The sequence below is a fragment of the Henriciella sp. genome, assembly GCF_049649345.1.
Taxonomy (GTDB): Bacteria; Pseudomonadota; Alphaproteobacteria; order Caulobacterales; family Hyphomonadaceae; genus Henriciella.
This window is the reverse complement of sequence record NZ_JBARZC010000263.1, coordinates 1-11,290: the sequence shown is the minus strand read 5'-3', so window position 1 is coordinate 11,290 and position 11,290 is coordinate 1. Positions and strand designations below refer to the sequence as shown.

Annotated in this window: 13 protein-coding genes and 1 pseudogene; 6 read left to right on the top strand and 8 right to left on the bottom strand. The window is 60.0% G+C overall.

Translation table 11 applies throughout. The annotated features are described in order from the left end of the window. Positions 1-440, bottom strand: a pseudogene (locus WA989_RS06910) (hypothetical protein); the annotation flags it as partial. A 122-nt stretch (positions 441-562) separates the two neighbouring features. Between WA989_RS06910 and WA989_RS06905 the strand changes: the two are divergent. The 5 genes from WA989_RS06905 (at position 563) to WA989_RS06885 (ending at position 4,878) form a co-directional block, all read left to right on the top strand. After that, a complete protein-coding gene (locus tag WA989_RS06905) occupies positions 563-1,696 on the top strand; it encodes an AraC family transcriptional regulator (protein ID WP_424339770.1) in 1,134 nt (377 codons plus the stop codon). 73 nt (positions 1,697-1,769) lie between these two features. Further along, positions 1,770-2,771: an AraC family transcriptional regulator ligand-binding domain-containing protein gene (locus WA989_RS06900; RefSeq protein ID WP_424339769.1), complete on the top strand. Its 1,002-nt coding sequence runs from the start codon at positions 1,770-1,772 to the stop codon at positions 2,769-2,771. A gap of 112 nt (positions 2,772-2,883) precedes the next feature. Further along, positions 2,884-3,729, top strand: coding sequence for an NAD(P)H-binding protein (locus tag WA989_RS06895; RefSeq protein WP_424339768.1), 846 nt, complete (start codon positions 2,884-2,886; stop codon positions 3,727-3,729). After that, positions 3,726-4,160, top strand: a complete 435-nt coding sequence (locus WA989_RS06890; protein ID WP_424339767.1) for a DUF4345 domain-containing protein — start codon at positions 3,726-3,728, stop codon at positions 4,158-4,160. Before WA989_RS06895 ends, WA989_RS06890 begins: the two co-directional genes overlap by 4 nt. 79 nt (positions 4,161-4,239) lie before the next feature. Further along, complete coding sequence (locus WA989_RS06885; RefSeq protein WP_424339766.1) at positions 4,240-4,878, top strand: DUF1772 domain-containing protein; 639 nt, start codon at positions 4,240-4,242, stop codon at positions 4,876-4,878. Here WA989_RS06885 and WA989_RS06880 read toward each other — a convergent pair. The 3 genes from WA989_RS06880 to nhaA all read right to left on the bottom strand — a co-directional run bounded on the left by WA989_RS06880 (position 4,804) and on the right by nhaA (position 7,989). Continuing rightward, a complete protein-coding gene (locus WA989_RS06880) occupies positions 4,804-5,553 on the bottom strand; it encodes a hypothetical protein (protein ID WP_424339765.1) in 750 nt (249 codons plus the stop codon). The two genes, WA989_RS06885 and WA989_RS06880, sit on opposite strands and share 75 nt — an antisense overlap. 114 nt (positions 5,554-5,667) lie before the next feature. Next, complete coding sequence (locus WA989_RS06875) at positions 5,668-6,516, bottom strand: delta-class carbonic anhydrase (RefSeq protein ID WP_424339764.1); 849 nt, start codon at positions 6,514-6,516, stop codon at positions 5,668-5,670. 264 nt (positions 6,517-6,780) lie between these two features. Beyond that, on the bottom strand, positions 6,781-7,989 hold the full coding sequence (gene nhaA / locus WA989_RS06870; RefSeq protein ID WP_424339763.1) for a Na+/H+ antiporter NhaA: 1,209 nt from the start codon (positions 7,987-7,989) through the stop codon (positions 6,781-6,783). A 105-nt stretch (positions 7,990-8,094) separates the two neighbouring features. Here nhaA and WA989_RS06865 point away from each other — a divergent pair, with 105 nt between their 5' ends. Then, positions 8,095-8,226 (top strand): hypothetical protein, encoded by a 132-nt coding sequence (locus tag WA989_RS06865; RefSeq protein ID WP_424339762.1) that lies wholly within the window; start codon positions 8,095-8,097, stop codon positions 8,224-8,226. 180 nt (positions 8,227-8,406) lie between these two features. Here WA989_RS06865 and WA989_RS06860 read toward each other — a convergent pair whose 3' ends face one another. The 4 genes from WA989_RS06860 to WA989_RS06845 form a co-directional block, all read right to left on the bottom strand. Next, on the bottom strand, positions 8,407-8,712 hold the full coding sequence (locus WA989_RS06860; RefSeq protein WP_424339761.1) for a DUF190 domain-containing protein: 306 nt from the start codon (positions 8,710-8,712) through the stop codon (positions 8,407-8,409). Between the two features lie 4 nt (positions 8,713-8,716). Next, positions 8,717-9,703 (bottom strand): sodium-dependent bicarbonate transport family permease, encoded by a 987-nt coding sequence (locus WA989_RS06855; RefSeq protein ID WP_424339760.1) that lies wholly within the window; start codon positions 9,701-9,703, stop codon positions 8,717-8,719. Positions 9,704-9,845: 142 nt separating this feature from the next. Then, complete coding sequence (locus WA989_RS06850; protein ID WP_424339759.1) at positions 9,846-10,247, bottom strand: hypothetical protein; 402 nt, start codon at positions 10,245-10,247, stop codon at positions 9,846-9,848. Between the two features lie 114 nt (positions 10,248-10,361). Then, positions 10,362-11,290: LysR substrate-binding domain-containing protein (locus tag WA989_RS06845; protein ID WP_424339758.1), on the bottom strand; the 929-nt coding region annotated here is incomplete at its 5' end.

The following is an 11,290-nucleotide window of genomic DNA, read 5'->3' as shown; positions in this document are numbered from 1 at the left end:
GCAGTCGGCCGGTCGAACATGCCGATTGAATGCATCAGCGTTTCCAGCGTGCCTTCGAATTGCCAGCGGTGATCGTGCTCGTAATAATAGTGCGGCGAGATGAAGAGCGGCATGCCAGTCTCGTCTGCCACGCTGAAGAGCGCCTCAATGTTTTCCACCGTGCCGTTCTCGGTAATGCTCTGGCCGACAACGCCCCAGGTCACGCCCTTCGGTGACAAGAAGTCGTTCTGGGGGTCGGTCACGACGATTGCGGTCTCGCCGGGAACGACGTCAAAGCCCGGCAAGGGGAGACCGTCATTGATCGGCGGCTGGGAGGCCGATGCGGCGCGGGATGGTTCGCCCTGCGCCGTAGCAGAGGCGCCGGCATAGACCGATATGGCGACTGTCGCAGAGATGACGACCGTCATGATCGGGTCGGATTTGTTTTTCGAGTTCAGCATGGCTTTCGCCTCCAGTTCGAGTTTGCACACACTCGAACCGGTCCGGCTTGCGGCGGGGTCACGCGTCTCATCGCTTCCCGGTTCAAGGTGAGGCAAAGCTACCGGCGGCTGGCCAGCGGGTATTGACGCCGGGCGACAGGTTTTTGACCGCTCGCGTCAACTTCACTCCCGCCTGGCATTTGAATCTCGAAGAAAGCTTCGTAAAGTGCGCGTTCTCGGGGGTAAGAGGGGCGCGGGGTGAACGACCGCGGACGGCTATGGCGCAAGTGTCGGCATTGTTTGCCGTCAGGATGATCAATGAGGCTGGTCCGGGGCTCGACCGTGCGGCGCTTTTCAAATCCTGCGGGCTGGATAGTGCGGCGCCGCCGGAGGCCTCGGTCATGGTCAACGATACCGATTATTATAGCCTGCTCGAGACCATCGCCGACCACGAAAAGCCCGATATCGGATTTCACCTGCGCGTCTCGCAATCGATCCGGTGCGCCGATCTGGGCGCTGTCGGGCTCGCCTGGAAATCAGCGCCTGATCTGCGCCGCTCTTTCCATCGGATGGACCGGTATTCACGTCTGTTCAACACCGCATCGACCTTCAAACTCGTGGACGATGGCGGCACATATCTATGGACCCACACCCGCACTGAGCCGGACCGTCTGGGGATGCACTTGTCCAATGAAGGCGCGCTGGCGACGTATGTCAGCCTGTGCCGGGAAGCGACGGGCCCCCAGAACCGGCCCCGGGCCGTGCAGTTTCGTCACCAGCCCTGCGGCAGCCAGAGATCACTGGAAGCCTATTTCCGCTGTCCTGTGACGTTCGGGGCGGACATCGATGCGATCATCCTGCCGATGGAGCGTCTGGATCAACCCAACCTCGTGGGCGATGAGAGCATCTGGAAATTTCTGTCCTCCCACATCGAAGAAAACCTGCCCGAGGAGGAGGTCCCGTTCGAGCGTCAGCTCGTGCTCCAGATTGCTGACATGCTGAGCGATGGCGTGCCCCAGCTAGCAGATGTCGCCAGCACCCTGGGGATGAGCGCGCGAACCTTGCAGAGACGGCTTGCCGATCACGGCGTGACTTACCAGACCCTCGTCATGCAAGCGCGGCTGGAGCTGGCGCAGTCGCTCATGGGGGAAACACGCTATTCCCTGGCGGAGATCGCGTTCCTGACGGGTTTTTCCGAGCAAAGCGCTTTCAGCCGCGCGTTCAAACGCTGGGTCGGAAAGACACCTGGCGCGTTCAGGAGCGAAGGGCGCCCCTAGCGGCAATTTGATTACTCCCAAGACGAGGTTATGATTGGCTTGCATCCTGAAAGCCCACCCGTAATCTCTGCCAATGGGACACATCACATCCCTGTTTGCACGCAAGGTCGCTAGCCAGGTCAGTCCCGGCGTCGAGACAGGTGACCTTATGGCGACGCTTGGGCTGCAGGACGACAAGCCTGTTGATCCGGCGCACATGATTGCGTCCGATGACTATTACTCCTTCTTTGCAACGCTCGCCCAAAGGGATCCTGAAGGACTGACCCTTCCGCTTCGCGTCGGCGCGTCGATGAGGTGTGATGATTACGGGGCGTTCGGGTTTGCCTGGAAAACAGCCATGACGCTTGCAGGCTCTTACGACCGGGCAGAACGCTTTGGGAAACGGCTGACCACCGTTTCAAGCTACACACTGGAACCCGCTCAAGGGGGCGCCTCCATTGAGCTGCATCGCACCGGCGAACGCCATCTCGGCATGAGGCTTTCGAATGAGGCCACGCTCGCAAGCATCGCTTCGATCAGCGATGAAGTCTCTCCGGCCTCCTTCATCCCGCGAGCCGTCTTCTTCAAGCATTCAGCGCCTGTAAGAGCGACTGAGCATGAAGCTCACTTCGGCTGCCCTGTGCACTTTGGAACCGAGCGTGACGCACTGTCGGTATCGACCGAGCAACTGGCAATGAAGAACCGGCTGAGCGACGAGGGCCTGTCAGCCTATTTTGACCAGCGTCTGAAAGAAGAACTGAATAGCCGCGCGACAGAGAACGCGCTGGATCAGCAAGTCCGAAAGCTTATTGCACAACGCCTGAGTGATGGTGTGCCAACGCTGTCCGACGTGGCCGAGGCGCTCGGTATCGGTGCGAGGACGCTGCAGCGACGCCTGTCCGAGAATGGCCATTCCTTCCAGTCCGTTGTCGATGCAGCCCGCCGTGAGCTCGCGCACCAATTGCTGAGGGAGACAGATTACAGCCTTGCCGAAATCGCCTTCCTGACGGGCTTTGCCGAGCAGAGCGGCTTCACCCGCGCCTTCAAGCGCTGGTCGGGCCAGACGCCGCGATCCTACCGCCTCGACGCGCAATAGGCCTGCAGCCTCTTTTGTCGTCTTCTGTCAAAACTCCGTCGCGATGCGGCAAGAAGGCTGCGCCGTCCTCGTCCTATTCATGGGCTCGCTTAACGAAGAAAGGAGCGACCCGATGAATTTCCTGAACCGGAAGAAACCCCTCACACTCGTCCTCGGCGGCAGGGGCAAGACCGGCCGGCGTGTTGCCGCGCGGCTCAGAGCCATGGACCATGACGTGCGTATTGGCTCGCGATCATCGGTGCCGTCATTCGACTGGGACAATGAGAAGAGCTGGGACGCGTGCCTGAAGGGTGTCACAGCGGTCTACATTACTTACGCGCCGGACCTTGCTATGCCGGGCGCAGCTGATGCGATCCAGGCTCTTGTCGACCGCGCGAAGCGGCGCGGCGTGAAACGGCTGGTCCTATTGTCCGGCCGCGGTGAAGCCGAAGCCCAGGCCTGCGAGCGGATTGTGATCGCGGCCGGTCTCGAATGGACCATTGTCCGGGCGAGCTGGTTTAATCAGAACTTCTCTGAAGGCGCTTTCATCGACATGGTTCTGAACGGTGCGATCACGCTGCCCGCTGGCGACCAGGTCGAACCTTTCGTCGATGCCGATGACATTGCTGATGTCGCCGTCGCAGCGCTCACAGAGGACCACCATAACGCCCAGGTTTATGAAGTGACCGGGCCGCGCCTGATGTCGGTCGCCGATGTCGCCGCAGACCTGTCGCGTGCGACGGGCCGCGAGATCGCCTATTTGGACGTGCCGCATGATGCCTTCGTCAAAGAGGTCGAGGCGTCCGGCGCGCCAAAAGATGTCGTCTGGATGCTGGACTATCTGTTTTCCACGGTCCTTGACGGGCGCAATGCCCATCTGACCGATGGCATCCAGCGCGCCCTCGGCCGTCCGCCAAAGGACTTTGCAGCCTATGCCCGCGACGTCGCGGCGAGAGGTGTATGGAGGACAGCGGCATGAGCCGGTTTCTCACACGATTTGCCCTGGCCGGGTCAGGCGCGATCCTCGGCCTGATTGGCGGCGCGCTTGTCGTCTCGCCGCAGGCCTTCCTGAAATCGAGCGGCGTGATGGTGGAGCGCGAGCCTGGCCTGATGTCGGAGCTGACGGCGCCGGCCGGTGTCCTGCTCATGACGGGCGCGCTGATGATCTCCGGCGCTGTACGGCTTCGCTTCGCCAATGCGGGGCTGACTGCCGGTGCGATCGTCTATGGCACCTACGGGGCCGGGCGTCTGGTCAGCATGATGCTCCACGGTATGCCACCGCAATCGCTGATCATTGCAACGCTGATCGAGTTTGGCATCGCGGCCGTTCTGGCCGTCCTGCGGATGAACAGCGCGCCCGATACGCGCGAGCAGCAGGCGGGACGCTCTTTCAGGGATGCCACTGTCTAGCCTTCACTGTTCCGGGGGCGGGCCGCCGCCCCCGGCCAGACCCAATTATTTTCCAGAACCAATACAAGGAACCAGACCAATGATGCATGACTGGCCCCTCTATTTCTGCCTGTTTCTCGCCCTCTGGAGCGCCGTAATAGGCGGCGTGTTCTCGGCCTTCTCCGAATTCATCATGGCCGGCTTGCTCAGAACCGCGCCTTCTGGCGGCATAGAGGCGATGCAGCACATCAACAGGACTGTCATCAGGACGCAGTTTGTTGCCGGTATTCTCCTGATCGCGCCCCTCTCGGTCCTCTTCGCCATTTACGGCCTGTCCGCTTTCGAAGGCCCTGCGCGCAGCCTGCTTGTTCTTGCGCCGATCGTTTATCTGCCAACAGTCTTTCTGATGACAATGTTCGGCAATGTGCCGATGAACAACAAGCTCGAGCGTCTTGATCACACGTCTGCCGAAGCTAAAGCCTATTGGGCGAAGTATGGCCGGGACTGGACACGGCTGAACCATATCCGGTCAGTGGGCAGCATCGTGACAGCTCTTCTCTATATCATGGCTGCCGTCACGCTCGCCGCCAATGCGGACACAGACCGCGACCACAATCTGGCGAATGCCATCTCGATCGAAGAGGGCCATCCAGACAGTTGGCGCTTAAAACTCGCGCCCCAGGAACAGTTTTGCCATCGCGTCGTCAGCGCCATCGGTCACGCCGACGCGTATGGCTGACTGAAGGTATATGCCGCTGTCCCACCCGACCTTTACGACAGGACCGATCTGGTGTGCCTGTTCGTCGAAGCCTGGAATATCGCGGCTATTGCCGAACTCGCTGAAGAGTTCGACGCCAAGGCTCCAGTCATCGCTTGCCAGCGCCGACATTGCGAGCGCCCGGAAGACCTGCGCCCTCGCTTGAAGGCCGACACCGCCTTGGCTGCCATCGCCTGTTTCCACCTCACCTATGAGATTGGCTCTCCACGCCCATCCATCCGCCAGCTTGTCGGTCAGGGTGAGACGCATGGCGGCTTCATCGGGGCCGCCGCCATCAGCGAAGGTGTAGGCGAACCGAAGCCCGCCATTAAATCCGGAATTGTCATCAGCCTCTTCGCGCCACTGAAACCAGTTTTCGAGGGTGAGGCTGCTGAAGTCCCAGTCTTCGCCATCAGGTTTCGAAAAGGCGCTGATCAGGCGCAGCTGGTACCAACCGGTGAACGCATTGTCGACGTGAAGCCGGCTGGCTGCGTTTCCGGCCTCATCGAGGCCCAGACGCCCCTCAATTGACTGCTCGCCCTTCGTCACACCAGCTGAGCCGACATTGCCGGTGAGGGACTGCGCGGTTGCGGGCAAGGCGCAAAGGCCTGCCACAAAAAAGGACATGGCGATGAAGCGAGGATATGATTTTGTCATGGCTTCTCAGCTTTCAATACTGATTTCTTGCGAACGCGGCGCCGGCTCGGGACCACATCAAGTCAAAGGGGCCCGCACCGAAGGCAGGCCCCTTCTTCTCGCGCCGGCTCAGGTCTACTCGATCGGAGAAAGGAGTTCCGGTGCCGTCACAAGCTGGCGAACGCCGTGTGACTTCGTCTCATTGAAGACGTTGCCTTTCTCGGCCCAGGCATGCAGCGAGTTGATGTCGACCTTTGTGCATTGCGGGCGAACGCTCCATGTGACCTTTGCGGGCGAACATTGCTGCTCGGTGTAGCTCGGCCCAGTGGTGGACCCCTGGAAGGTGACTGGCTCGCCCGTGCTGGCCGGGATGGCACCCGGTTGCCAGACGCCGCCCGACTGGCGGACCGCTGCCAGTTCGGTGAAGTCGGCGGCCGATCCATCATTCACGACGAGGAAGACCTGCGCCTCAACCCTCAGGAGTGGATCGCTACAGGTTTCAGGCACGCACGCACCAAGCCCTTCGCCGGGGGCGGTGTCGCAGGTCGTATGCACCCAGTGAACTTCAATCGTGTCGCCCGGTTGCACATTGCCATAGGCGCCTTCGACCGGGGCCAGTTCGGTCGCCGTCAGGTCTTCCGTCGCATTACAGGCAAAGCCACCAAAATCGCTGTCATTCACGAAGACACTGAATCCCGGGCCCTTGTGCTCAGCATTGGTGTGGGTGTGGATGTTGCAGAGATTCATCTCGCCTGGGGGCGGGGCCGCATCAAAAGAAACCGAGTTGAGGCCGTATGTGCTTGCGATATCGCGCGGTGTCTGCGGTCCGGCATCCAGACACAGGCCGGCCTGCTCAACGGTCTCGGCCTGAACGGCCGTATCAGCAATGGTTTCGCTGGTTACGGTCTCGTTTGCGCAGCCTGAAAGTAACAAGGCGCTGGACGCCGTCGCGGCAGCCATGAGGGATTTGTAGGTCGTTATCATTGTCTTTCTCCGATGGTTTGCTTGAAAACCAAGACGGAAAATGACGCCTCACAAGAATAAGACAAATATAATAATAATCTTTACTTAATAGCTTCTGCCTATGAAAGTGTTTCGCCTGTTGACTTCATTTAACTATACATAGGATAGCCAAAAACGATCCTTCGCCGAGGCTGGGCCGTCAGGCTCAGGGCCGCGCTCTCCAAACGGCAAAGCCCGCCATCTTCCTGTGAAAATGGCGGGCCTCGATTGTCTTTTTCTCGGCGGCTAGGTGACCGACTGAGCAGGCGAACTCGCATGTCGCCTCTGTTCAGACCCCGCCAGCATCAGCATGGCAATGCCCGTCAATGCCGACAGCAAGGAGCCGAGCAGGACACCGATGCGGACCTGGTCGAGCTGCGCGGTGCTATCAAAGGCGAGCGTGCCGATAAAAAGGCTCATCGTGAAGCCGATACCGGTCAGACATGCCACACCATAAAGGTGCATCCAGTTCGCGCCTTCCGGCCGACGCGCTATGCCAGCTTTCACCGCTAGTACAGTCGCTCCAAAGACGCCGATCTGCTTGCCGATAAACAGGCCCGCCGCAATGCCCAGCGGAAGGGGCGAGAGAAGGTCGCCAATCGACACGCCGGACAGGGAAACGCCGGCATTGGCAAAAGCAAAGACGGGCAGTACGCCATAGGCGACCCATGGGTGAAGCCCATGTTCAAGCTTATGCAAGGGCGACTGCGAGTCAGGCGTCTTTCCGCGAATAGGAATGGCCAGGGCTGTCACAACACCGGCGAGCGTCGCATGCACACCAGACTTGAGCACGCAGACCCAGATGAATGTGCCGATCAGAACATAGGGCGCGATCGTTTTTATCCCCATTCGGTTAAGCGCGATCAGCGCCGCCAGGCCGAGCGCGGCCCAGCCTATCGCAACAAGCGACAGATCTGCCGTGTAGAACAGCGCAATGATCATGATTGCACCGAGATCATCGATGATGGCGATGGCCAGCAGGAAGATCTTGAGCGACACGGGCACACGGCTGCCGAGCAACATCAGCACGCCGAGCGCGAAGGCAATGTCGGTCGCCGCGGGAATGGCCCAACCGTTCAGGCTTTCAGGGCTGTTTATGTTCAAGGCGATGAAAACGAGGGCCGGGCCAGCCATGCCGCCTATCGCGGCAAAGACCGGCAGAGCCGCCTTGTCGAAGCTTGATAACTCCCCCTGCAGGATTTCGCGTTTTATCTCGAGACCGATCAGGAAAAAGAAGATCGCCATCAGACCGTCATTGATCCAGAGAACGAGGGGCTTGGCGATTTCCAGGGGGCCGACCTGGACTTCAACCGGCGTCGACAGAAAACTCTGATAAACAGACAGCAGGACCGTATTGCTTGCGATCAATGCCAGCGCGGCGGCAATCATCAGAAGAATTCCGGCCGAGGATTCGAGCTTCAGGAAGTTCTGGATTCTGGCGACGATAATGGACATGGGACGCCCCCTTTTCGCGTGAAAATCAGAGCGGACCGCTGATCTCTTTTCCGATCCGCGGCCTGCCTGTGGAGTTTGGTGGTGGAGACGAGGTGATCACCAGAAGTGATCAAACCTGTCCTCGCAGTTCTGCTCGCGGCGTGGGACGGGGCGCCGATCAAGGTCAGATGCCCGGCTGGGCGCGAGCGCTTGCCGGGCGGGCACCGTCCGGCCATTCCTGTCGCGGCGATCGCCTAACCCGGCGTCGTCAGAAAAGATGTCGGACACTTCAGACAACATGTTGATCAACCAGCTCATGGCAGTTCCTTTCCTGTCAGGTTCGCCATGTGAGATGGAGGCAACCTATCTTAGTTTCCAATCCTACTTGTATCTCAGCTTGATTGGATTTTCCTATGGAATAGGCCGCTGGCTGCCGGCTCAGAAACGATCCGGTCTCAGCACGCTGACATCGCTCACATTCACCACGCCGATATGAGAATCCAGCAGGTTGTGAAGGTCCTTCAGTGCTTTTTCGATCGCCTCGGGCGCGCTGATGGTGATGATTGCGACCATATCCTGGCTGGCCGACATATCCCTGTCCCGCTGCCAATGGGATCCTCGCCCAAACCCGGCCATGGCCGGAAGCACCGTATAGCCCTTCACGCCGGCCGCCTCGAGAATTCGGCCAGCGCGCTTCATCGCCATTCTTTCGATTATCAGCTCAAGGCGTTGCATTCTGTGCATGATTTCACCCGATGGTCTGCAGCCATTGGGCTGCGGCAAGATAGAGCGGTATGCCGATCGCGATATTGAACGGGAACGTCACACCAAGGGACAAGGTCAGATAGATGCTCGGTTTGGCTTCGGGCAGGGCAAGCCGCATGGCGGCCGGCACGGCGATGTAGGACGCTGAAGCCGCGAGCACCATGAGCAGGGTTGCGTCTCCGGCGTTGAGCCCCATGAGCAGGGACGCGGCCGCCGCAAGGCTCGCCGAGACCAGCGGCATATAAATGCCAAAGCCGAGAGCGGCGAGATCGAGCTGGCGCCAGCCCTGGCGCAGGCCGCGGCCCGCCGACAGACCCATATCGAGCAGAAACAGGCAAAGCACACCCTGAAAGGGATCGACGAAGAATGCCGAGACCTGGTCCATCCCTTTGTCGCCGACAATCGCTCCGACTATCAGCGCGCCAACAAGAACGAGGACCGAGGCATTCAGGAGAACTTCCCGAAACAGTTCTCCCTTCTCCGATCCTGCGACCGGGGCTTTGCGTTTCTCACCGATGGAGACCAGCAGCAGAGCCGTGATGATCGCTGGCGCTTCCATCACGGCCGCGACGGCAACCATGTAACCGGAGCTCTCGACCCCCGATGATGAGAGCAACTGCGTCGCCGCAACAAACGTCACGATCGATATAGATCCGTAATGCGCAGCGGTTGCGGCGGCGTCCGTCCGGCTGACGCGGCTCGTCATGCGCAGGAACAGGAAGGCGATGGCTGGCAGCAGAAACGAAAGGATGATCGCAATTGCAAAGACGGCAAACATCTCAACCGTGGGCGGGCTGCTGGCCATCGCGACCCCGCCCTTCAGCCCGATTGCCCTCATCAGATAGATTGCAAGGCCTTTGGCGAAGGCCTCCGGGATCGTCATGGGCGAGCGAAGCAGGGCAGCGACCAGGCCGAGACAGAAAAAGAGCACAACGGGGGACAGTAGCGTCGCGAGTGCTGTTTCGATCATGCGTGCCCCATTTGATCTGCGGGCGAATGCCCGGCGTGCCTGTCGACCCATCTCGCCGCGCACGGTTCGGAGACCGAATACGCTGCAGCTATGTCTCGGCCGCCTGCTCTTGAGTGGATTGGGCTATTTGATCCAATCGCAATTAACGAAGAGGCTGATCGGAAAAATCTATGGTTTCGACCTCTTCCCAGTGGGTCAGCCTGAGCAGGGCGCATTTGACGCTGGCGACGATCTGGTCGCGCTCCACAACCGGCCCGAAATAACGGAAGCGGCAGACGAACCACTGCTTCCCGGTCTCGTCCACCACGCGGTCGGGCCGGCTTACGATTTCCACCGGCGCCCAGCTGATCAGCGATTCAGCGTGGAACAGAAGCGATTTGACCGGGCGGTCCCACTCGGCAAGCAGGCCGAATTCATCAGGGCTTGCTGGCGGGCTGAAGGCCCCCATTGCCGCGGGATAACCGGTGCCATCTGACTGCTCGCGCCGCAAATATGACAAGCGAACAGGGTTGAGAGGCAGTGACTGTCGGGCTGAATAGCGCATGTAACTCTCCTACGTCTGGCAGAAAAGGTGTGCGTTCAATTCGATAATTTAAAATCGAATATTTCAGTTGAGGTGATCGTCTTAAGCTATCTCAGTGTCGCCGGGCACCTTGAATTAGCCAGCGCGCCCGGGTCGTCCAACAAGCACCGAAACCGCTGCCGCCTTGAGCTCCTCGGCCAGTTTCTGCAGTCGATCGGACAGCGGAGACGTCTTGCGCCAGATCAGGGAGATTTCGCGGCGCGCTAAGGGATCGTCGATGCGCCGGACCACGAGGTCGGGATCGCGCCGCGCCTCGGTTAGCGCGTAAAGGCTCGGAAAGACCGCGACGCCTGCGCCCATCTCTGCCATCTGACGGATCGCATCAAGGCTGGTGCCCTCATATTCGGTGCTGACATGGGCGCCTGCAGCTTCTGCCAGGGACCGGATTTTCAAATTGAACCGGTGGCCGTAACCAAGCGTCAAAAGGGATTCGCCTTTGAGGTCGGGCAGCTTCACGTCGCCGGCCGCTTGCGCCAGGGGATGGTCAGGCGCGGCGCAGATCCAGAGGTTTTCCTCAAACAGAACAGCGTGCTCGGCGTCACTATGATCTTCGATCGTGGAGATGACCGTGTCGAGGCGGCCATCATGAAGGTGAGCCTCCAGATCGATGGTCCTTTCCTCCCGTACATTCAGCCGAAAATCGGGATACTTCGCGTGAAGATGGCGCGTCACGGCCGGCAGAAGATAGGGGCCGATCGTCGGCAGGACGCCTAGCCGGATGCGCCCGGCGAGGGCGCCGCCATTCGACTGAACAACCGCCTTCAGTTCCTCGACGTCCCTCAGGACAAGCCTCGCCCTGCGGACGGCCTCCTCGCCGATCGGCGTCATGAAAGCGCCGTGCCGGCCGCGTTCGATCATGACGTTTCCGAGATAGGCCTCCATATCGGCGATCTGGGCCGAGAGACTTGGCTGGCTGACATTCACGCGCTTGGCTGCGTCGCCAAACTTTCCCGTGTCAGCAATGGCGACGAGATATTCCAGCTGCCTCAGAGTGGGTCTCATTT